21 protein-coding genes are annotated in these 21,691 nt (G+C 68.3%); 7 read left to right on the top strand and 14 right to left on the bottom strand.

The features are described from left to right. Positions 1 to 45: 45 nt before the first annotated feature. From J2X65_RS12210 to J2X65_RS12190, 5 genes are all read right to left on the bottom strand, one after another. Positions 46 to 1,110 carry a polyamine ABC transporter substrate-binding protein gene (locus J2X65_RS12210; RefSeq protein WP_310201296.1) on the bottom strand — a complete coding sequence of 355 codons (1,065 nt, stop codon included), beginning with the start codon at positions 1,108 to 1,110 and terminating at the stop codon, positions 46 to 48. A 40-nt stretch (positions 1,111 to 1,150) separates the two neighbouring features. Then, a complete protein-coding gene (locus J2X65_RS12205; RefSeq protein ID WP_310201294.1) occupies positions 1,151 to 2,254 on the bottom strand; it encodes an ABC transporter ATP-binding protein in 1,104 nt (367 codons plus the stop codon). Further along, on the bottom strand, positions 2,251 to 3,057 hold the full coding sequence (locus J2X65_RS12200; RefSeq protein ID WP_310201292.1) for an ABC transporter permease: 807 nt from the start codon (positions 3,055 to 3,057) through the stop codon (positions 2,251 to 2,253). The genes J2X65_RS12205 and J2X65_RS12200 overlap by 4 nt, the downstream gene beginning before the upstream one ends. After that, positions 3,054 to 3,923: an ABC transporter permease gene (locus tag J2X65_RS12195; protein WP_310201290.1), complete on the bottom strand. Its 870-nt coding sequence runs from the start codon at positions 3,921 to 3,923 to the stop codon at positions 3,054 to 3,056. Before J2X65_RS12195 ends, J2X65_RS12200 begins: the two co-directional genes overlap by 4 nt. A 132-nt stretch (positions 3,924 to 4,055) precedes the next feature. After that, the gene (locus J2X65_RS12190) at positions 4,056 to 4,676 is read right to left on the bottom strand and encodes a cupin domain-containing protein (protein WP_310201288.1); all 621 of its coding nucleotides are present in this window, start codon (positions 4,674 to 4,676) and stop codon (positions 4,056 to 4,058) included. Positions 4,677 to 4,888: 212 nt separating this feature from the next. Here J2X65_RS12190 and J2X65_RS12185 point away from each other — a divergent pair, with 212 nt between their 5' ends. Both J2X65_RS12185 and dapA read left to right on the top strand, forming a co-directional pair. Beyond that, a complete protein-coding gene (locus J2X65_RS12185) occupies positions 4,889 to 6,382 on the top strand; it encodes an aldehyde dehydrogenase (RefSeq protein ID WP_310201285.1) in 1,494 nt (497 codons plus the stop codon). A 10-nt stretch (positions 6,383 to 6,392) separates the two neighbouring features. Continuing rightward, complete coding sequence (gene dapA / locus J2X65_RS12180) at positions 6,393 to 7,298, top strand: 4-hydroxy-tetrahydrodipicolinate synthase (protein ID WP_310201284.1); 906 nt, start codon at positions 6,393 to 6,395, stop codon at positions 7,296 to 7,298. 33 nt (positions 7,299 to 7,331) lie between these two features. Here the strand turns inward: dapA and J2X65_RS12175 are convergent, their stop codons facing one another. The 9 genes from J2X65_RS12175 to J2X65_RS12135 all read right to left on the bottom strand — a co-directional run bounded on the left by J2X65_RS12175 (position 7,332) and on the right by J2X65_RS12135 (position 15,582). After that, entirely contained in the window at positions 7,332 to 8,516 is a 1,185-nt protein-coding gene (locus J2X65_RS12175) for an MFS transporter (RefSeq protein WP_310201283.1), read from the bottom strand. 10 nt (positions 8,517 to 8,526) lie between these two features. After that, entirely contained in the window at positions 8,527 to 9,333 is an 807-nt protein-coding gene (locus J2X65_RS12170) for an SDR family oxidoreductase (RefSeq protein WP_310201281.1), read from the bottom strand. Continuing rightward, positions 9,330 to 10,589, bottom strand: a complete 1,260-nt coding sequence (locus J2X65_RS12165; protein ID WP_310201279.1) for an aminotransferase class III-fold pyridoxal phosphate-dependent enzyme — start codon at positions 10,587 to 10,589, stop codon at positions 9,330 to 9,332. The genes J2X65_RS12170 and J2X65_RS12165 overlap by 4 nt, the downstream gene beginning before the upstream one ends. A 30-nt stretch (positions 10,590 to 10,619) precedes the next feature. Then, a complete protein-coding gene (locus tag J2X65_RS12160) occupies positions 10,620 to 11,906 on the bottom strand; it encodes a TRAP transporter large permease (protein ID WP_310201278.1) in 1,287 nt (428 codons plus the stop codon). A 15-nt stretch (positions 11,907 to 11,921) separates the two neighbouring features. After that, positions 11,922 to 12,401 (bottom strand): TRAP transporter small permease subunit, encoded by a 480-nt coding sequence (locus tag J2X65_RS12155; protein WP_310201276.1) that lies wholly within the window; start codon positions 12,399 to 12,401, stop codon positions 11,922 to 11,924. Beyond that, positions 12,398 to 13,381 (bottom strand): TRAP transporter substrate-binding protein, encoded by a 984-nt coding sequence (locus J2X65_RS12150; protein WP_310201274.1) that lies wholly within the window; start codon positions 13,379 to 13,381, stop codon positions 12,398 to 12,400. The genes J2X65_RS12155 and J2X65_RS12150 overlap by 4 nt, the downstream gene beginning before the upstream one ends. Then, positions 13,371 to 13,574, bottom strand: coding sequence for a hypothetical protein (locus J2X65_RS12145; RefSeq protein WP_310201271.1), 204 nt, complete (start codon positions 13,572 to 13,574; stop codon positions 13,371 to 13,373). The genes J2X65_RS12150 and J2X65_RS12145 overlap by 11 nt, the downstream gene beginning before the upstream one ends. A 15-nt stretch (positions 13,575 to 13,589) precedes the next feature. Further along, positions 13,590 to 14,525, bottom strand: coding sequence for a LysR family transcriptional regulator (locus J2X65_RS12140; RefSeq protein ID WP_310201269.1), 936 nt, complete (start codon positions 14,523 to 14,525; stop codon positions 13,590 to 13,592). Positions 14,526 to 14,712: 187 nt separating this feature from the next. Continuing rightward, the gene (locus tag J2X65_RS12135) at positions 14,713 to 15,582 is read right to left on the bottom strand and encodes a PhnD/SsuA/transferrin family substrate-binding protein (protein ID WP_310201267.1); all 870 of its coding nucleotides are present in this window, start codon (positions 15,580 to 15,582) and stop codon (positions 14,713 to 14,715) included. Between the two features lie 353 nt (positions 15,583 to 15,935). Here J2X65_RS12135 and J2X65_RS12130 point away from each other — a divergent pair, with 353 nt between their 5' ends. From J2X65_RS12130 to J2X65_RS12110, 5 genes are all read left to right on the top strand, one after another. Continuing rightward, positions 15,936 to 17,021: a Gfo/Idh/MocA family oxidoreductase gene (locus tag J2X65_RS12130; RefSeq protein ID WP_310201264.1), complete on the top strand. Its 1,086-nt coding sequence runs from the start codon at positions 15,936 to 15,938 to the stop codon at positions 17,019 to 17,021. A 195-nt stretch (positions 17,022 to 17,216) separates the two neighbouring features. Continuing rightward, complete coding sequence (locus J2X65_RS12125) at positions 17,217 to 18,353, top strand: Gfo/Idh/MocA family oxidoreductase (protein WP_310201262.1); 1,137 nt, start codon at positions 17,217 to 17,219, stop codon at positions 18,351 to 18,353. A 120-nt stretch (positions 18,354 to 18,473) separates the two neighbouring features. Next, the gene (locus J2X65_RS12120) at positions 18,474 to 19,490 is read left to right on the top strand and encodes a tripartite tricarboxylate transporter substrate binding protein (RefSeq protein ID WP_310201260.1); all 1,017 of its coding nucleotides are present in this window, start codon (positions 18,474 to 18,476) and stop codon (positions 19,488 to 19,490) included. A gap of 161 nt (positions 19,491 to 19,651) precedes the next feature. Beyond that, positions 19,652 to 20,098 (top strand): tripartite tricarboxylate transporter TctB family protein, encoded by a 447-nt coding sequence (locus J2X65_RS12115; protein ID WP_213364649.1) that lies wholly within the window; start codon positions 19,652 to 19,654, stop codon positions 20,096 to 20,098. 10 nt (positions 20,099 to 20,108) lie between these two features. Next, positions 20,109 to 21,617, top strand: a complete 1,509-nt coding sequence (locus J2X65_RS12110; protein ID WP_310201257.1) for a tripartite tricarboxylate transporter permease — start codon at positions 20,109 to 20,111, stop codon at positions 21,615 to 21,617. Positions 21,618 to 21,691 lie beyond the last annotated feature (74 nt).

The raw sequence follows: 21,691 nt of genomic DNA, 5'->3' as shown, positions 1-21,691 counted from the left end.
TACCCCGCCCCGGGAGGCCGGGACGGGGTATGGTGGGGTGTACGATCAGATCAGCATCCACTCGGCATAGCGCTTCTGCACCGCCGTGTAGTTCTCGCCCCACCACTGGGAGTTGACGATGACATTCTTGCCGTTGGTGAGGTCGGGCAGGAAATCGCCGGAGGGCGACTTCTTCACCTCGTCTATCGCGGCAACGCTGTTCGGCATGTAGTATCCACGTACCGCCCAGGCGACCTGCCGCTCGGGCTTGAGGCAGAAGTCGATGAAGCGCATCGCCGCTTCCTTGTTCTTCGTGCCCTTGGGAACGGCGAAATAATCCAGCGAATTGACGGTCTGCTGGAAGGAGAAGGCGAGCGGGGCGCCGGCCTTCTGCGCCGACTTCACGCGGTTGAAGTAGCTATAGGAGAAGTCGCCCTCGTTCTGGACGACGGCGTTCACCTGGTCCGGCGTGGTCGCCGCCCATTTGGAGACGTGCGGCTTCATGCGGTCGAGCGCGGCGAAGGCACGCTCGACATCGAGCGGATAGAGCTCCTTCGGCGCCACGCCGTCGGCGACCAGCGCCACTTCCAGCGTCTCGGAGGCGAGCGAGCGCATGACGCGGCGGCCGGGATACTTCGCGAAATCATAGAAGCCGGCGAAGTCCACCGGGTGCTTGCCGTCCGGGGTGCGCTTCTCGTCCCACAGAAGTCCGCCGGAATAGAGGTACATCGGCATGTAGTCGGTCGCCGGCTTGGAGACCAGCTCGCCCGGCTTGATGATCGACATGTCCAGCTCTTCCCAGAGCTTGTCGCGGGCGCCGGAGGTGGCGAAGGCGGCGGGGGCGTCGATCACGTCCCACTGGACGTTGCCGCCCTGCACCTGCGCCTTGACCTTGGCCATGTCGCCATTGTCGACCAGCGTCACCTTGATGCCGGTCTCGGCGGTGAAGGGGTCGGCGAACACCTCGCGCACCGACTTGTTGTAGTCGCCGCCCCAGGAGGTGACGGTCAGCGTGGTATCGGCGGCGGCCGCCCGGCCGGTGAAGACGGCCGGCGCCGCGATCAGCCCGAGAAGGCCGGCACCGCCGCGCAGGACGCCGCGGCGGGATGTGATGAGCGTCGTCTTGGTCATAGGCACGTCCCCTCTTGTTTTCGTGTTCGTTGATCGTCGGTCAGCCTGCCGGCGCTGGCGCCGGCGGCAGAAGGCGGCCGTGCTGCGGCTGCCAGGCGGCGCGGACCGCCTCGCCCCGGTGCGCACCGGGGCGGCCGGGCTGGTTGAGCTCCTGGATGATCAGGCTCGACCCGTCGGGGCAGCGCACGAAATGGCGCACCACGCCGCCGAGCAGGATGGAATCCTCGATATGGCCGGCGACGCTGGCCGGCGTCGCGGCGTCGGCCAGCGCCATGTTCTCCGGCCGCACCAGCAGCACGGCGGGCTCGCCGGCCTGCATCGCCCGCTCGGGCGCCGGCGCGTCGAAGCTTCCGAGCGCGGTCTTCAGCGCATAGGCGCCATCGGAGCCGATCTCGATCGTGCCGGGAATGAGGTTGGACGAGCCGATGAACTCGGCGCTGAATACCGTCTCCGGGCGGAAATACAGCGTGTCCGGCGTGCCCTGCTGCTCGATGCGCCCGCCATTCATCAGCACGATGCGGTCGGACATGGTCAGGGCCTCGTCCTGATCATGGGTGACATAGAGCATGGTGATGCCGAGCTCGGCGTGCAGCCGCTTGATCTCCAGCTGCATCTGCTCGCGCAGCTTCTTGTCGAGGGCGCCGAGCGGCTCGTCCATCAGGATCAGCGCCGGGTTGTAGACGATGCAGCGCGCCAGCGAGATGCGCTGCTGCTGGCCGCCGGAGAGTTCGCGCGGCTTGCGGTGCGCCACATGACCGAGCTGGATCAACTCCAGCGCCTCGCCGACCTTGCGCTTGATCTCCGCCCTGGACAGGCGGCGGACCTCCAGCGGGAAGGCGATGTTCTCGAACACCGTCATGTGCGGCATGAGCGCGTAGTTCTGGAACACCATGCCGAGGCCGCGCCGGTTGGTCGGCAGGGTGGTGGCGTCGCGCCCGTCGATGACGATCCGCCCCGAGGAGGGTGCAATCATGCCGGCGATCAGGTTGAGCAGCGTCGTCTTACCGGAGCCGGAGGGGCCGAGCAGGGTGACGAACTCGCCCTTGGCGATGGAAAGGTCGACCCGGTGCAGGGCGTTGACCTCGCCATAGCGCTTGGCGACGCCCTGGAGTTCGACCATCGCGGGGACGGGAGTGGCGGTCATTGGGAGGCCTCGGTCTTGCCCTGCATCGCGATGATCCCGAGGGCGATCAGCAGCGAGAGAACGGTGAGCAGCGTGGAAACCGCCGCGAGCACCGGCGTCAGCTCCCAGCGGATGGAGGAGTACATCTTGACCGGCAGCGTCATGCTGTCGGTGCCGGTGAGGAAATAGGCGACGACCACCTCGTCGAGCGACATCAGGAAGGCGAACAGCGCCCCCACCGCGATCGAGGCCTTGAGCTGCGGCAGCACCACGCGGAAGAAGATCCGCAGCCGCGAGGCGCCCATGATCGAGGCGACCGTTTCCAGGGCGACATCGGAATGGCTGAGGCCCGACATCACCGACACCATGATGTAGGGCGTCGTCAGCATGACATGGGCGAGCACCAGGCCGGCGGTGGTGTCGAGCAGGCCCCAGTTCGAATATTGGAGATAGAGGCCGAGGCCGAGCACGATGACCGGCACCAGCATCGGCATCATGAACAGGCCCTGCAGGCCGCCGCGCCCCGGCAGGCGCGAGCGGGCGAGCGCATAGGCGGCGGGCACGGCGAGCACCAGCGTGGCGAGCGTGGTCAGGCAGGCGACGAGCAGGCTCTGCACCGTCGAGCCCCACCAGGCAGGATCGGTGAAGAACTGGCGGTACAGCTCCAGGGTGAACTGGCGGGGCGGGAACTCGATCTGGCCGGGATTGCCGAAGGAGATCGGGATGACGATCAGGCTCGGCACCAGCAGGAAGGCGTAGCAGAGCCAGGCCATGGAGGCGACGAGGCCGCGGGCGAGGCGGCTCGAACCGAACAGCTCGTTCATGCGCCGGCTCCCGCAAGGCCGGCGCCGCCGCGCACCTTGCCGAGCATGGCGACGAGCAGGCCGGACAGGACCAGCAGCACCATGGCGGTGGCGGAGGCGGCGGTCCAGTCCAGCGTCTGGCGGGTGTAGAAGTCGACGAGGTTGGCGACCATCATGTCCTGCCGGCCGCCGAGCAGCGCCGGGGTGATGTACATGCCGATCGACAGCGTGACGTTGATCAGCACGCCGGCCAGCACGCCGGGCATGCTGAGCGGCAGGGTGATCTTCCAGAAGATGCGCAGCGGACCCGCGCCCATGGTCTCGGCGGCGAGGATGAGCCGGCGGTCCAGCGACAGGAGGCTGCCGAGGATGGACAGGATCATGAACGGCAGCAGGAAGTTGATCATGCCGAGGATCACACCGATGCGGTTGAACATCATCGGCAGGTTGACCGTGCCGCCGCTGACGAAGCCGAGAAACTGGTTGATCAGCCCCTGATTGCCGAACACCGCCACCAGCGCGAAGCTCTTCACCAGGATGCTGGTCCAGAACGGCAGCATGACCATGATGAGATAGGCGGTGCGCCGGCGCGGCGGCTGGGCGGCGAGGTGCAGGGCGACCGGGTAGCCGAAGAGCAGGCTGACCAGCGTGCCGCCGACGGCGATCTCGAAGGTGTTGCGCAGCACCCGCAGGAACAGCGTGCTGAAGGCGAGCTCGGCATAGGCGTCGAAGGAGAAGCGCCCGTTATACAGGCTGGTCCAGAGGGTGAGCCCCAGCGGGTAGATCAGGATCAGCAGCATCACGGCCGTCAGCGGCGCCAGCAGCACCACCGCCGTCCAGGGGCTGAGATCCGATGCGGAGGATGATTGGGCCGATGATTGAGCCACGAGCGGCACGTCCTTCGGTTGCCGGGCGGCCCTCAGGACCGCGCGCCGTCGCCCCGCAGGGCATGGCCGGACTATGACAGCCGATTTTCAGAACTGCAATGTGCAATTTCAAAATTCTGAAAACTAAACGCGCTAAATATCGGCGTTCACCCAGAAGACCGAAGCCGGGCGCGCGCCGAGATTCGCGAAATGATGCGGCTTGTCGCTGGAGAAGGCGAAGCAATCGCCCTCGTTGAGGCTGAAGGTCTCGCCGTCGATCTGCAGTTCGAGCGAGCCCGACAGCAGGAAGCCGATCTCCTCGCCCTTGTGCGAATAGGGCTGGGACCCCGAGTTGCAGCCGGGCTGGATCACCATGAAGAAGCCGCGCAGCCGCTCGCTCGCCGATGGCGAGGCGATGTCCTTGCGGATGCCATCGATGTCGAGCAGGCGGGAACGTTGCCCGGCCCTTACGATATAACGGCTTTCCGAGGTCTGGATCGGGCTCTGCGACGGGTCGATGAGCCAGGCCGGCATGACGCCGAGGGCGTTGGCGACGGTATAGACGGTGCGCACGGTCGGCGAAACCAGGCCGCGCTCCAGCTGCGACAGCGTGCCGATCGACACGCCGGTGCCCTTGGCGAGGTCCGACAACGTCATCCCCGCCTTGAGCCGCAGGTCGCGAATCCGCTGGCCGAGCTTCTGGGTTTCGTCGTCGGGATTGCTCATGCCGGCCGGCATGCGTGTGGCATCGTCAGCGATCTTCATGGGCGACATGGAGGGGAAAAATCCGTTTCATCCGACCGGTGGTCCCGCCGAAGAGGCAGGCTTTCACAGTCTATAGCGATAGCGGCATATGGCGAATAAGCCAATTCATTTTTCAGAAAACCAAAAAAGATGTGGAGGTGAATGAAAGCGCTGCCTATCATGCGCGTCGTTGTTCGGAGGCCGTTCGCGCACTGCCGGCCGCTTGTTTCAGGATCTCCTCCATGTCCGCTTCGCCCGCTTCGATCGATTGGCACGCGCGTGCCGCGTCGCTTTCCCTCAACGGCCAGGCTTTTATCGGCGGACGCTATCTCCCCGCGCTGTCCGGCAAGCTGTTCCACGGCGTCAATCCCGCCACCGGCAGGGTGCTGACGCAGGTCGCGGCCTGCGACAAGGAAGATGTCGATCACGCGGTGAAGGTGGCGCGGGCGGCGTTCGAGAGCGGGGCCTGGTCGCGCATGGCGCCGCGCGAGCGCAAGAAGCGGCTCAAGGCCTTCGCGGCGCTGATCGCCGATCATGCCGAGGAGCTGGCGCTGCTCGAGACGCTCGACATGGGCAAGCCGATCCGCGACAGCCTCGCCGTCGACCTGCCGCTGTCGGCGCAGTGCATCGACTGGTACGCCGAAGCCATCGACAAGGTGTATGACGAGATCGCCCCGACGGCGCCGACTGCCGTCTCCTTGATCCGCCGCGAGCCGCTCGGCGTCATCGCCGCGGTGGTGCCGTGGAACTTCCCGTTGCTGATGGCGGCCTGGAAGCTGGGGCCGATCCTCGCCGCCGGCAATTCGGTGATCCTGAAGCCGGCCGAGCAGTCCTCGCTCACCGCCATCCGCCTCGGCGCGCTGGCGAGCGAGGCCGGCATTCCGGACGGCGTGTTCAACGTGCTGCCGGGTTTCGGCGAGACCGCCGGCCGGGCGCTCGGCCTGCATATGGACGTCGACGCCGTCGCCTTCACCGGCTCGACCGAGGTCGGCAAGTATTTCCTGCAGTATTCCGGCCAGTCCAACATGAAGCGGGTCGGCCTCGAATGCGGCGGCAAGAGCCCGAACATCATTCTCGCCGACGCGCCGGACCTCGATGCCGCCGCCACCTCGGCGGCCTGGGGCATCTTCTACAATCAGGGCGAGGTGTGCAACGCCGGCTCGCGGCTGGTGGTCGAGGCGAGCGTGAAGGACCGCATCGTCGAGAAGGTGATCGAGGTCGGCGGCGCCATCAAGGTCGGCGACCCGCTCGACCCGGCGACCGAGATGGGCGCCATGGTCGATGCCCGCCAGACCGAGCGGGTGATGGGCTATATCGAAAAGGGTATTGCCGAGGGCGCCAAGCTGAAGCTTGGCGGCAAGCGCATCGCCTCGGAAGGCAGCTTCATCGAGACCACGCTGTTCGACGATGTCACCAGCGACATGACCATCGCCCGCGAGGAGATCTTCGGGCCGGTGCTCGCCACCCTCGCGGCGAAGGACATCGACGAGGCGATCCGCATCGGCAACGACACCACCTACGGCCTCGCCGCCGCGGTTTGGACTCGCGACATCAATAAGGCGTTCAAGGCCTCCTCGGCCTTGCGGGCCGGGGTGGTGTGGGTGAACTGCTTCGACCATGGCGACATTTCCTCGCCGTTCGGCGGCTTCAAGCAATCCGGCTTCGGGCGCGACAAGTCGCTGCACGCGCTGGAGAAATATACCGAGCTGAAGGCGACCTGGATCAATCTGGGCTGAGGGGGCGAAAATGGCCGAGCTGATGTTCCGCGGGCTGATCCCCGCCTTTCCCACGCCGCTGACGGCCGACGGGGCGATCGATGAGGCCAATCTCGCGGCCATCGTCGACTACCAGATCGCGCGCGGCGCCTCCGGCCTAGTGCCGGTCGGCGGCACCGGCGAGGCGAACTCGTTCAGCCTCGCCGACCGCCGCCGCATCGTCGAGATCACGGTGACCGCCACCGCCGGCCGGGTGCCGGTGATCGCCGGGGTGCTGGATCCCGGCCTCGGCGGGGCGCTGGAAAGCGGCCGCGCCTATCGCGAGGCCGGCGCCGACGGGCTGATGGTGATCCCGCCCTATTACGCCCGCCCGGACCAGGAGGGCACGCTGCGCTATTTCCGGGTGTTGGCGCCGGAGCTGAAGCTGCCCATCGTTTTCTACGACAATCCCTACCGCACCGGCATGGTCACCACGCCGGCCACCATCGCCCGGCTGGAGCAGGAGGGGCTCATCATCGGGATGAAGGCCTCCAGCACCGACCTCTACCATTTCGACCAGCTGGCGCGGCTGGTGAGCGAGCGCTTCTGCCTGCTGTCCGGCCAGGACACGCTCTTCGTCGAACAGGTGATGCTCGGCGCCAAGGGCGGCGTGCTCACCTCGGCTTCGCTGCTGCCCGGCTATTGGAGCGAGGTGCAGAAGCGGGCGGAGCAGGGGCAGGTCAAGGAAGCGCTGGCGATGCAGGGCCGGCTCAACCCGCTGATGGACGCGCTGTTTGCCGAGCAGTTCCCCGAGACGGTGCGGCGGGCCTTCGCGCTGATCGGCCTGCCGATCGGCCGCTCGCTGCCGCCGGTCGGCGCTCTGTCGGCCGCCGCCGAGGCGCGGCTCGCCGAGGCGATCGGCGCGCTGGTCGCCGACGGGACGCTTGCACCGGTCTGACCCGACGCGGGCGGCGGGGCTCCGGTCACGGCGTCAGGCCTCGCTCGGCCGGGCGCGGCAGAGGGCGATCATGCCGATGCCCGCCGCCGCGCACAGGGCACAAATGGCGAAGATGCCCGGATAATCCAGCCAGGCGAGCATGAGGCCGGCCAGTGGCCCGGTGATCGCCAAGGCGAGATCGAGGAACACGGTGTAGAGGCCGAGCGCGCCGCCACGGCTGGCGGCCGGCACCCGCTTCATCAACTCGACGCCGAGCGAGGGGAACACCATGCCGAAGCCGAGGCCGGCCAGCGCGCCGCCGATCAGCGCCGGCAGCGGCGCCGGGGCGAGCCAGATCAGCGCGAGGCCGAGCGTCTCCAGCCCGAGGGCGAGGATCGCGACGCGAAAGCCGCCGACGCGGGCGATCTGGCCGCCGAAGAGGAGGCGCGAGCCGGCAAAGCACAGGCCGAACACCGAGACCAGAAGCGAGGCGCCCTGCCAGCCGGCGGCGAGGAACATCAGCCCGCCGAAGCTCGCCACCGCGCCGAAGCCGATGGCGCCGAGGGTGAGCGCCGCGCCGAAGGGCAGCACCAGCGCCAGCGTGGGTCCGGCCTTCTGCCGCGCACCCGGAATCACCGGGGTCTCGCCATGCAGCAGCGCGACCAGCAGCCCGGCCAGCGGCGCCAGCACGGTGACGAACCCCACCGCCCACAGGCCCAGCGCGTCGAAGGCGGCGCCGCCGATGGGGGCGCCCGCGGCGATAGCGCCATAGGCCGCCACCCCGCCCCAGGACATGACCTGCGCCGTATGGGCGGTGCCGACACGGCCGATGTTCCAGGTGATGGTCGCGGTGCCCGAGCAGCTTTCCCCGAAACCGAGCAGCAGGCGGCTGATCACGATGGCCGCATAGGCAAGGAGGGGCGTTGCCTCGACCAGCGGTACGCAGGTGAGCATGAGACCGGCCAGCAACGCCGCCGTCAGGCCGTAAAGCACGGTGCGGCGGGCGCCGATGGCATCCGACATGCGGCCGGCGAGCGAGCGGGTGACCACGGTCGAGAGGAACTGGCTGCTGACGGAAAGGCCGGCCAGCACCGGCCCGTAGCCGAGCTGGTGCATGACATAGACCGGCAGGATCGCCAGCGGCACGCCGACGCCGAGATAGGTGCAGAAATTGACGAACGAGATGGGCAGGATGCGCAGCAGCACCGGCCGCTCGCGGTTCGTCGGTTGGCACGACACGTGGCGTTGCTCAGGCCGGGCGCGGCCGGCCGGGAATGCGGCCGAGGGCGGATTCGGTGTAGCCACCGTCCATGCAGATGTTCTGGCCGACGATGAAGCCTGCTCCGGGACCGAGCAGGAACGCCACCGTGGCGGCGACGTCCTCCGCCTGCCCGACGCGGCCGAGCGGCACGATGCGGTTGCGCTCGGCCGCCACCTGCGGGTCGCGGTAGATGGATTCGGTCAGCGTGGTGCGGATCATGCCGGGGGAGACGCTGTTCACCCTTATGCCGGCGGGCGCCCATTCCTGCGCCAGCTGGCGGCACAGCATGATCAGCGCCGCCTTGCTCGCCGAATAGGCGCCCATGCCGGGATGCGGCGCGATGCCGGAGGCCGAGGCCACCGCGACGAAGGCGCCGCGGCTGGCGGCGAGATCGGCATGAGCCGCCTTCGCCAGCAGCCAGACCGCGCGGGCGTTCACCGCGAAAAGCCGGTCCCACTCGGCCGGGTCGAGCGTCGCCAGCGGTGCCGGCCCGGTGATGCCGGCATTGGCGACCACACCGTCGAGCCCGCCGCAGAACGCCGTCGCCTCGGCGACCAGCCGCGCCGGTATCGCGGCGTCGGTAAGATCACCGGCGAGGGTGGTGACGGCGGCACCGAGATCGGCGAGCTCCGCCGCCACCTCGGCGAGCGCCGCGCTGGTGGAGCGGGCCGCCAGGGCGATGCGCAGTTGCGCGCGGTGCTGGCGCCCCAGCCTGAGAGCGACGGCGGCGCCGATGCCGCGGCTGGCGCCGGTCACGAGGAAGCGGGCCGGAGCCTCGTCGCTGGCGGCGCTCATCCCTTGAAGCCCGAAGCGGCGAGATCGCGCGCGGCGGCGCGGAAGGCCAGCACGGTCTGCTCCATCTCGCTGTCGCCATGGGCGAGCGAGACGAAGTACCGCCCCCAGGGCGAGGGCAGGCCGACCACGCCGTGTCGGCGCAGCGTGTCGCTCACCCGCCTGGTCGCCTCCGGGCGGACCTTGGCCTTGGCCTCGTCATAGCTGCGCGGCATCCGGTCGGTGAACCACAGCGAGAACACGCTGTCGAAACCGGTGGTGATGGCGGTGATGCCTTCGGCGGCGAAGGCCTCGACCACTGCGCGCCGCAGCGCGGCGCCCCAATCGAACAGGCGGGTGTACTGGCTCTCGTCCTCCAGCAGCTTCATCGTCGCCAGCACCGCCGAGGCGACCAGCGGGTTGCCGTGATAGGTGCCGAAGCAGGGCACCGTGCCGTCCTCCACCACCTCGAAGGCTGTGGGCGTGCCGAGCACCGCGGCGACCGGCACGCCGCTGCCGATGGCCTTGCCGAGAGCGACGAGGTCCGGCATCAGCCCGAGTTCCTCCGACACCAGCTTCACGCCGCGGCGAAGGCCGACCATCACCTCGTCGGCGATGATCAGCGTGCCGTTCTCCTGCGCGCGCCGGGTCAGATGCTCGAAGAAGGCGCGCTCGGGAACGAGGCACCCGGTGTTGCCGAGCATGGGCTCGACCAGGATGGCGGCGAGATCGTCGCCCATTTCGTCGAAAAGCTGATCAATATCATCGACTTCGTTGACCCGGAACAGCGTGGTGCCTTCCTTGACCGGGCGCTCGTTGGTGCGCTCGGCCTCGGCGGATTCGACGAGGCCGAAGCGCACCGGGTCGAACCAGCCGTCATAGCCGCCCACCGCCTTGGCGATCAGCCGCCGGCCGGTGGTGGCGCGGGCGATGCGGCAGGCGAGGTGGACGGCTTCCGTGCCGGTGGTGGCGAAGGTGGCACGGGTGACGCGGGCGCCACCGATGCGCACCAGTGCCGTGCCGGCCAACTCCTCGATATCGTTGGGAAATCCCGGCATCGGCCCGTTTTCGAGCGCCTTGATGCAGGCCTCGACGACAGCGGGATGCGCGTGGCCGACGAGGGTGGCGCCCATCGCCATGCCGTAATCGACGAAGCTGCGGCCTTCCGTATCGAACAGGCGGGCGCCCTGGCTGCGGGACACCGTGAAGCCCTTGCCGTCGAGCAGCGGCAATTTGCGGGCGCTGCTCGAGACGCCGAACGGCACCGTCAGTGCGTCCATGTCATTTACTCCAGTCATATCAGAGGTTTGTCAGAAGCCGAGAAGCTTGGGCAGCCATTCGGTGGTGGCCGGAACGAAGGCGACGACCAGAAGGCAGATGTTGCTGCTGATGAAGAAGGGGATCAGCCGCCGGGTGACCGGGTTCACCCCGATCTTGGCGATGTTGCAGACCACGAAGATGTTGGTGCCCACCGGCGGGGTGAACAGCCCGATGCCGCCGGAGATCACGAAGATCAGCCCGAGCTGGTAAGGCTGGAGGCCGATTTCGAGGCCGATCGGGTGGACGATGGGCGCGAGGATGATCAGCGTCGGGCCGAGATCGGCCCAGGTGCCGACGAAGGTCAGCAGCAGAATGATCAGCAGCGTGGTGACGACATAGCCGGCGCCGAGATCATGCAGCAGGCTGGCCGTCCATTGCGGCACTTCCTCGACGGTGAGGATCCAGGAGAACGGCACCGAGACGGCCATGATGATCATGATGGCGCCGGTCATCTTCACCGTCTCGTCGCCGACCTTCCACAATTTGCCCCAGCCGATCTCGCGATAGATGAGGCTGCCGACCACCAGCGCCCACACCACCGCCACGAAGGCGGCTTCCGTCGGGGTGACGATGCCGGTGAGCATGGAGCCGAGCACGCCGACCGGCATCAGCACCGCCGGCAAAGCGCGGAACAGGTGCTTGCCGAAGGAGGCGATGGTCGGCCGGGTCTCCGACTTGGGGAAGTTCTCGCGCACGCCGACCCAATAGGCGGTCAGCATGAAGGTGACGGTGAGCATCAGGCCGGGGATGATGCCGGCAGCGAACAACCCGCCGATCGAGGTGTTGGTGATGACGCCGTACATGATCATCACCACGCTGGGCGGGATGATGATGCCGAGCGTGCCGGCGGCGGCGGTGACCGCGGCGGAGAAGTCCTTCGGGTAGCCGCGCTCGGTCATCGCCGGGATCATCACCGAGCCGACGGCGCCGGTGTCGGCGGTGGCCGAGCCGGTGATGCCGCCATAGACCATGCAGGTGGCGACGTTGACCAGGCCGAGGCCGCCGCGGATGCGGCCGAACAGGTCGTCGCACAGATTGATGATGCGCCGGGTGAGGCCGCCCTCGTTCATGATGCCGCCGGCGACGAGGAACAGCGGGATGGCGGCGAGCGCGATGGAGTTGGCGCCGTTGAACACCTGCTGGGCGAACCAGGCCGGCGGCAGCGGCACGAAACCGAGCGTGATGACCGCGAGGGCGGAAATCGCGATCGACCAGGCGACCGGCACCCCGGAATAGAGCGTGAGCGCGAACACGCCGAAGAGAACGAGAAGGGTCATAGCGTCCGTCGCGGTCTAGCGGAGGATGCGGAACAGGCGCAGCAGCGCGATGATGCCGAGGCCGATGCCCATGAAGAGGACGATGCCCTGCATGGTCCAGGACGGGATGCGCATCACCGGCGTAGGCATGTAGCCGGTGCGCCCGAGCATCGCGGTGCCGCTGCGGACGAGCGCGGCGGAGACCAGGAGCAGCACCAGCGCGTGATAGAGGCGGAACACCGGGCCACGATCGCTGCTGGTGCCGTCGACCGACACGTTCTCGCCGACCGCCTCGGCGAGAACGGTGCCGACCGCGGTGATCCACAGGAACATGATCGACAGCATCTCGAACGACCAGGTGACGCCCTGGAGGTGGAGATAGCGGCCGACCACGCCGAGACCGGTGGAGACGATCAGCACAAGCAGCGCCAGCATCCCGGCCCATGTCAGGCCGAGATGCACGGCACGGCCGAGCCCGGCGAGGCCGGGCCGGCTCGACGGCGCCGGGGCACTCACGCCTTCGCCGCCGCGTCGCGCACCGATTTCACCAGATCGGCGCCGTATTCCTTCGAGAAGGTCTCGTAGACCGGGCCGACCATCGCCGCGAAGGGGACGGTGTCGACGGCGTTCACCTGAAGCCCCTTCTCCTTCAGCTTGGCGATGACGCCGTCATAGGCGCCGGAGATGGCGTTACGGTACCAACCCTGCGTGGCCGTGGCGGCGTCGTTGACCGCCTTGCGCTCGGAGGGGGAGAGGCTGTCGAGCTTGGCCTTGTTGGCGTACCACCAATTGGCCATCCACATGTAGTTCGACAGCGACAGGTACTTCTGCGCCTCGTACCATTTGGCGTCGTAGAAGTCGCGCAGCTCCGGCTCGGCGCCGTCCACCACGCCGCTCTGCAGCGAGGTGTACACCTCGCCATAGGGAATGGCCTGCGGCAGCGCGCCCAGCGTCTTGATGGTCTCGATGGCGACCGGGATCGGCGGCGTGCGCATCTTGAGGCCGGCCATGTCTTCCGGCTTCACGATCGGCTTCTTCGAGTTGGTGAAGCTGCGGAAGCCGGAATCCAGCACGCCGACGATCTCGTAGCCCTTGGCCGGGGCCATGCCGGCGAGCTGCTTGCCGACCGGACCGTCCAGCACGGTGTGGACCTTGGCGAAGCTGTCGAACAGGAAGGGCAGCGAGACGACGCTGAGGCGCGGGTCGATGGCATCGATGACGCCGCCGAGGCCCATGTCGATCGACCCGTCGCCGACCTGCTCGCAGACCGGCCCCTCGTCGCCGAGCAGGCCGTTGGCGAAGATCGTTACCTTCACGCTGCCGCCGGTCGATTTCTCGACATCGGCCTTGAACTTGACGAGGGCCTGCTGGATGAGGCTGTCCTCGGGGGAGGAATGCGCCACCTTCAGCGTCGTGGCGGCCGAGGCGCGCCCGGTCATCGCGAAGGTGGAGGCGGCGGCTACGCCGGCGATGAAAGTCCTGCGGTCAAGGCGCATAGTCGTCTCCAGATGTCTCACCCGCCGAAATCAGATGAACCTTCGGAGTTTCCGCCCGGATATCGTTCTCTGCGATGAAGCTTTCCGGCAGCGGCAAGGAGTGCCGCTGGAGATCGCCCTCGATGACGAGTTGGCGATACTGTGGTCCCGCGGTGCCGGCAGCGTCAATCGCCGCCAGGCCGGGGCGGGCCAACAAGTTCTTATGGTTTCATAAGCCCGCTTTATTGCCGGCGGGGGCGAGCTCGCGCTCCTCCGTCGTCGCGATCCAGCCGACGGAACCAATGCCGGGCTCGTAGGGCCGGGCGAATTCGCAGCGCAGGAAGGCGGCGAGGCGGCGGGCGGCGAGGCGCTCGCTGCGGCTGACCAGCAGCACCAGCGGCAGCGCCGGCAAGGCGGGCAGGCCGTCCGCCTCGCCGAGGCAGCGCCAGCCGGCCGGCACCGCCGATTCCGGCAGCACCGTCAGCATGCTGCCGGAGGCGACGGCGAGATGGATGCCGCTGACATGCGAGGAGGTATGGGCGAGCCGCCAGGCCCGCCCGGCGCGGTCCAGCGTCGCGAAGACCCGCGGCCGGGCCGAGCACTCATCGGAGAACATGGCGAGGCGCAGCACCTCCTCGTCCTCCGGGCGGCCGTTGGGACCGGTGCACCAGACCTGCCGCTCATAGCGGAACACCTGGTCCGGCGGGTCTTCCGCGCACTGGGTGACGATGGCGACATCGAGCTCGCCATTGTTCATCATCAGCCGCAGCTTGCGCGAGAAATCGCAGCTGAGGTCGATGTAGAGGGCACGGTTCTGCGGGCTGAAGCGGTGCAGCAGCGCCTCGCCGATCGAGCCGACGAAATCGTCGGGCATGCCGAGCCGGACCCGGCTTTCGGTCACCCGGTCGGCGACCGACTCCAGCGCCTCGGCCTCGATCGACTGGATCTGGCGGGCATAGCCGATCAGGCATTCGCCGGTGACGGTGGCGGTGACGCGGCGGTGGCCGCGCTCGAACAGCTTCTTGCCGAGGCGTTCCTCTAGCCGGGCGACGGACATGCTGACCGCCGCCTGGGTCTTGCCGAGATGCTCGGCGGCGGCGGTGAAGCTGCCGAAATCCGCCACGGCGACCAGCGCGGCCAGCGCATCGCTATCGAAATGGCGCACGTCCATCCTCTCCCGCTGCGACCCCCCGATCCGCCACGGAGCGTAACGCGGCGGCGAGGGCGCTTTAAGCGGGAATAAGCTGCAATTTGCGGGCCGGAATGATGCCGCATTAGGCAGGCCGGAAGAGGCGGGCAGGGCATGGTTCGCCGATCGCCCGCCGCGCCGGTGGCATGGTGCCGGCCGGCATTCAGGCAAGGCGGGGATAGGAAGCCGCGATGGCGGCGTTCTCCAGCTCGATCACCCGGTCGTAAGCCGCCTCCGGGATCGCCTCGAAACCGACCAGGCCGAAAGCCGCGCGGGCGTCGGCGGCCGCCGGATCGGCGAGCAGGGCGTCGAGCGCCCGGCGGATCGCCGCGACCTGCGGCTCGGGCGTCGCGACCGGCACGACCAGCGGCAGGCCGGGGCTGGCCGGCGTCACCGCGAGCACCCGCACCCCGGCGACCCGCTCGGGTGCGTGGCGGGCGGCGAGGGTGAAGGTGACGCCGTCAATGGCGGCGACGTCGGCGCGCCCCTGCGCCACCGCCGCGACGCTGGCGAGATGCGCGCCGGTTTCCACCACCGCCGAGAAGAACGGCTGGCCGCCGGCGAGCGGCGCCAGCGCGGCGCGGAACAGGTTCATGCCGCTGTTGCTGTCGGTGCCGTTGATCGCCGCCACCCGCCCGCGCAGCGCCGCGAGGTCGGGCACCGTCTCGTCCGCGCGCACCACGATGGCGCTGCGGTGCCAGCCGCCCTCGGTATAGGGCGTGGCATAGGCCGGCGTGGCGACCGGCTTCAATAGGCCGGCATAGCGGGTGCGCAGCGGGTAGCCGCAGGTATGGCCGAGCGCGAGGCGGGGATCGACAAGCGCCTCGCCGATCGGCCGCGCGCGGTCGAGCGCCGCCGGCAGCCGGCCGGCGAGCGCCTCCACCCCCTCGGCGACGAGGGCGCGGCGCAGGCTCGCCCAGAGCGCGTCCTGCGCCGCGTGCAGGAACGGCGGATCGTACATGCCGAGCGTCACCACGGCGGCGGGAGCGGCCAGGGGAGGCGCGCCGGTATCGGATTCGGCGGCGATGGTCATGATGTGCCTCCCCTCGATGGCCGGCAGCGGCGGTGCGGCGTGCCCGCTTATAGCATCGCCGCTAGCATCGCCGCCCGCCTCCTCCATGTCGACGGGGCGGGGCGGAGTCCTTGGAGCGTGGGGCCAGAGCACATCCTCGATGCGGACCCGCAGGTCGCGCTATGATCGACAGTCCCGGAATTGCAGGATCCGTTACCTGGTTCCATGCGGCCGCGGCGCCGCGTGGCGGCGCCTCACCCGTTCGTCCACCCATGCCCTTTCACTATGTCCCAATGGCGAAAGAGCATTTGCGCGGCTCAGCAACGCATGGTCCGCTCGCGGTCAAGCAGAACAATGGCCGAGGGTAGAACGTGATGAGGCAGGTCGAGGTCGCGGTCATCGGGACCGGGTGGTGCGGAGGCATTCGCGCCGAGACCCTTTCGCGCTCGGCGCTGGTGGACAAACTGCACATCTGCGAGATTCGTCCCGAGCGGCTGGAGGAAGTGCGCCTTCTCACCAAGCCGGCCACCGCGACGCTCGACTATCGCGACATCGTCGAGAACGACGCCATCGGGGTGGTCTACATCTCGACGACGCCGGAGAGCACGCACTACCCGATCGCCCGCGACTGCCTGAGGGCCGGCAAGCATGTGCTGCTGGAGAAGCCGATCGCCATGGAACTCTGGGAGGCGAACGAGCTGATCGAGCTCTCCCAGCGCAACCGGGTGAAGTTCACCATCGGCTATTCGCAGCGCTTCAACCCCAAGATCGCCTATGCCAAGAAGAAGGTCACCGACGGCACGCTGGGGCGTGTCGTCAATATCATGGTCTCGCGCCATCTGTCGCGCAGTCTCGGCAAGAAGATCGCCTCGCGCATCAAGCTCTCCCCGGCGGCGATGGAATCGACGCACGACCTCGACTTCGTGTTCTGGCTGCTGGAGCCCGCCAAGCCGCTACGGGTCTATTCGCAGGGCGCCTATGGCTACATGCAGGAGGTCAACGGCTCCTATGACTGCATGTGGTCCACGGTGACCATGGACAACGGCACGCTGGTGGTGATCGGCGGCGGCTGGAACCTGCCGCCCGCCTATCCGAACTATTGCGGCACCTGGATCGAGATCACCGGCACCGAGGGCGCGCTGATCCTCGACGACACCCAGCGCGACAACTGGCTGAGCACGGTGAGCGAGGGCACGCGCTTTCCGATGTCGACCATGCCGGGCGAGCAGGTCGACCATGTGTTCGCCGGGCAGATGGGACCGGAGACCATCCATTTCCTCGAATCCGTGCTGCGCGACCGCCCGGTGATGGTGGCCCCCGAGCACGCCCGCATGGTGATGCAGAGCTACATGGCGGCCGATCTCTCGGCGGCGATCAACGAGCCGGTCGACCTGCCGCTGTCGAACCGCGCGCTGGCGCAGATCAGCGACCTGAAGGCAGCCTCGCTCGCCGCCTCCTGAATAGGGAGGGACGCAAGGCGCGGCCGCTCCCGGCAGCGGACCCATGCCGGTTCGCTATGTGCCGATGGTGAAAGAGCATTTGCGCGGTTCGCCGCCGGATGGTCCGCTCCGAAACAAGCAGGAAAAACGAGGTCGGGAGAGAATGATGATGCTGAGCCTTCGCCGCACGGGCGCTAAGCCGGAAAGAGCCCTGTGATGCGCCGCAACTCGCCCAAGGGCATCGGCCTCGCCATCGTCGGTGCCGGACGCGTCGGCCTGTTCCGCGGCGCGGTGGCCGCCCGCCATCCGGCGGTGGAATGGATCGGCCTCGCGGAGATCGACGCCGAGAAGGGGCGGCGCGTCGGCGCGGAGATCGGCGCCGATTTCGTGACCACCGATCATCGCGACCTGCTGAAGCGGCCGGAGGTGACGGCGGTGATCGTCGCCACCGACGAGCATTTGCATGTCGATCCGGTGATGGCGGCGCTGGAGCGCGAGCTGCCGATGCTGATCGAAAAGCCGCTGGCGACGCATCTCGACGATTCCGCCCGCGTGCTGCGCGAGATCGAGGCGGCCGGCGTCGATGCGGTGGTGGGCTATACCCAGCGCTTCCGCCGCCGCTGGCTGGCGGCGAAGGAGAAGGTGCGCACCGGGGCGCTCGGCGACGTGACCATGGTCACCTCCCGCGCCTTCATGAACCGGCTGGTGGCGATCGACAATTACCGTCGCTCCAACGCGCCGGAGACCATCTCGCCGATGGTGATCTCCGGCACCCACGCGCTCGACATCGTCATGTGGTACCTGGAGGCCAAGACGCCGGTGGAGGTCTATGCCCGCTCGGTCGACAAGGTGCTCGGCCCCGACTGGCGCGGCATCGACGGCACCGCCGGCATGATCATGATGAGCGACGGCTCGATCTACCATCTCAACATCTCCTGGGCATTGCCGGTGACCTGGCCGGGTGCCGTCTACAGCCTCGAGGTCGGCATCGTCGGCACCACCGGCGTGCTGACCATCGACGACACCCATCGCGACATCGTGCTCGCCGTCTCGGCGCCGCAGGAGGAGGGCTACCTGCCGGACAAGACCCGCCTCGTCGACTTCATGGGCAGCTATCCGCCCGGCGACATGGCGCTCGGCGAACTGCGCGGACCGATGCGCACCGAGACCGAATCCTGGCTCAACCGCATCGCGCTCGACCTGCCGACGCAGCACGCGACGGCCGCCGAGGCACATAACCGGCTGATGCTGACCAAGGCACTCGACCTCTCCGCCAAGCTGAGGCGGCCGGTGAAGCTGCCGCTCGAAGTGGAGGGCGAACGCGAGATGATGCGCGAGGCCGCGATGGCCTGAGGCAACGGGGCCTGAGGCAACGGGACCTGAGGCGTACCCGACGACCGAGTGCCTGACACTGCACGCTGAAACGGCGCCAGCCACAACAACAAGCGGCGCCGCGATTCCTGGGAGGGAACGATGAAAGCCTGTCTGCCTGTCACCCGCCGTGCCGTGCTTTCCGGCGTGGCCCTGGCCGGGGCCGTGCTGGCCGCCGGCCTCGCCACCACGCGGCCCGCATCGGCGCAAGCCGACTATCCGAACCAGCCGATCACCCTGATCGTGCCGTTCGCGCCGGGCGGCGCCTCGGACTTCGCCGCCCGCCTGCTGCAGCCGCGGCTGTCGCAGATCCTCGGCCAGCAGATCGTGGTGGAGAACCGCGACGGCGCCGCCGGCAATGTCGGCATGGACCTCGCCGCCCGCGCCAAGCCGGACGGCTACACGCTGTTCCTCGGCAATGTCGGCACGGTGTCGATCAACCCCTACATCTTCTCCAGCCTGCGGGTGAAGCCGCTGCAGGACTTCGCCCCGATCTCCATCGTCGCCGACACGCCCGGCCTTTTGATCGCCAACCCGCAATTCCCGCCGAACAACGTCAAGGAACTGGTGGAATATGTGAAGGCCCGGCCGGGGCAGGTGAACTTCGCCTCGCCCGGCACCGGCTCGGTGAACCGGCTGGAGATGGAGGCGTTCCGCCGCGAGGCCGGGCTCGACATGATCCACGTGCCCTATAAGGGCGGTGCCGGACCGGCCGCCGCCGACGTCATGGGCGGGCATGTCAGCCTGATGTTCGTGACCATCTCCTCCGGCATCAACCATGTGAAGGGCGGCCGGCTGAAGGCGCTCGGCGTCTCCACCAAGCAGCGCGTGCCGCAATTGCCGGACGTGCCGACCATGACCGAGCAGGGTTTCCCCAAGAGCGTCTCCTCCTCCTGGCAGGGCGTGCTCGCGCCGGCCGGCACGCCGCAGCCGATCATCGACAAGCTGCACGCCGCCATCGTCGAGGCGATGAAGGACGACACCATCCGGGCGCGCATGGGTGAATCCGGTGTGATCGCGGTCTCCAGCCCCAGCCCGGCGGACTTCAAGGCCTATATCCAGGCCGACGCCGACAAATGGAGCGGCATCATCAAGGAAATCGGCGCAAAGGCCGACTGATGCGGCCGACTGATCCGGCGGACGGGCGCCCGCCCGCTGGCGACACCCGTGCGGGGCCGGCCGCCTCAGGCGGTGCCGGCCTCGACACGTCGCATCCGGTCATCCTGCCGCCATCGTGCCGACGCGCCCTTCGCGCGGCCGAGGCGGAAACGGGGTCATCCATGGACATCAAGCTCTCCTCCGACTTCCTCACCGGGCTGTTCTTCTGCAGCCTCGGCGCGCTCGCCATCATCATCGGCTCGGACTACCCGATCGGCACCGCCGCCCGCATGGGCGCCGGCTATTTCCCGCTGATGGTGAGCAGCGGCCTGATCCTGCTGGGCGGCATCCTCATCATCCGCTCCTTCCTGACCGAGACCGAGGAGATCGGCGCCATCGACGTCCGGCCGCTGCTGCTGCTCATCGGCAGCATCCTGCTGTTCGGGCTGCTGATCGAGGACTGGGGCTTCCCGGTCGCCGGTCTGGCGGTGGTGATCGGCGCGCGGATCGCCGGCCGCCACTACAAGCCGCTGGAGACCGCGCTGCTGGCGGTGGGGCTGGTGGGCTTCTGTCTGGTGCTGTTCTCCTACGGTCTCGGGCTGCATCTGCCCGCCACCCGGCTCTGGTGAGGGCGGTCCGATGGAACTGTTCAACGAATTGCTGCTCGGCTTCTCGGTGGCGCTGACGCCGACGAACCTGCTCTACGGCTTCCTCGGCGTGCTGCTCGGCACCATCATCGGCGTGCTGCCCGGCCTCGGGCCGGTGGCGACCATCTCCATCCTGCTGCCGGTGACCTTCGCGCTGCCGGCGCCGGCGGCGCTGATCATGCTCGCCGGCATCTATTACGGCGCGCAATATGGCGGCTCGACCACCGCCATCCTGGTCAACCTGCCCGGCGAAAGTTCCTCGGTGGTCACCGCCATCGACGGCTACCAGATGGCCCGCAAGGGGCAGGCGGGCCTCGCGCTCGCCACCGCCGCGCTGTGCTCCTTCATCGCCGGTACGCTGGCGACGCTGGTGATCGCGGTGGCGGCACCGGCGCTGGCGGAAGTGGCGCTGGACTTCGGGCCGGCCGACTATTTCTCGCTGATGCTGTTCGGCCTGGTGGCGGCGGTGATCCTCGCCCATGGCTCGGTGGTCAAGGCGATCGGCATGATCCTGGTCGGCATCCTGCTGGGCACCATCGGCATCGACGCCAATACCAGTCTGGAGCGCTACACATTCGGCATTCCCGCCTTCGGCGACGGCATTGACTTCGCCGTCATCGCCATGGGCATGTTCGGCATCGGCGAGACCATCTCCAACCTCGACCAGAAGGACGAGCAGCGCAGCTTCGTGAAGGAGGTGCGCGGGCTGTGGCCGCGCTGGGCGGACATAAGGCGCTTCATCGCCCCGGCGCTGCGCGGCACCTTCCTCGGCGGCTGCCTCGGCCTGCTGCCGGGCGGCGGGCCGGTGCTGGCCTCCTTCTCGACCTATGCGCTGGAGAAGAAGCTCTCCAGGACGCCCGGCGCGTTCGGCAAGGGCGCCATCGAGGGCGTCGCCGGGCCGGAGGCCGCCAACAACGCCGCGGCGCAGACCGCCTTCATCCCGATGCTGACGCTGGGCCTGCCTTCCAGCGCGGTGATGGCACTGATGATCGGCGCGCTGATGATGCAGGGCCTCTCCCCCGGGCCGCAGCTGATGACCCAGCGGCCCGACCTGTTCTGGGGGCTCATCGCCTCGATGTGGCTCGGCAATTTGATGCTGGTGGTGCTCAACCTGCCGCTGGTCGGCATCTGGGTGAAGCTGCTCTCGGTGCCCTACCGCATGCTGTATCCGGCGATCATGCTGTTCTGCTGCATCGGCGTGTACTCCATCAACAACAACGCGCTCGACGTGGTGCTGGCGGCGATCTTCGGCGGGTTCGGCTACCTGATGAAGCGCCTGCATTGCGAGCCGGCGCCGCTGCTGCTCGGCTTCATCCTCGGGCCGATGATCGAGGAGACGCTGCGCCGGGCGCTGCTGATCTCGCATGGCGACCCGATGGTGTTCCTGCAGCGGCCGATCAGCCTGAGCTTCCTGGTACTGACGGTGCTGCTGCTGGTGGTGCTGGTCGCCCCGATGATCCGGGTGACCCGGCAGCGGGCCTTCGAGGAGAGCACCGACTGACGCCGGCAGCGGCCGGGCGTGGGCCCGGCCGTGTGGGGACGAACGACGCCGGGAGCAAATGGCGCCGGGGATAA

Source organism: Ancylobacter sp. 3268, from assembly GCF_031456575.1.
Taxonomy (GTDB): domain Bacteria; phylum Pseudomonadota; class Alphaproteobacteria; order Rhizobiales; family Xanthobacteraceae; genus Ancylobacter.
Note: the sequence above shows the minus strand (reverse complement) of the source record. Positions and strands in the feature narration are given on the sequence as shown.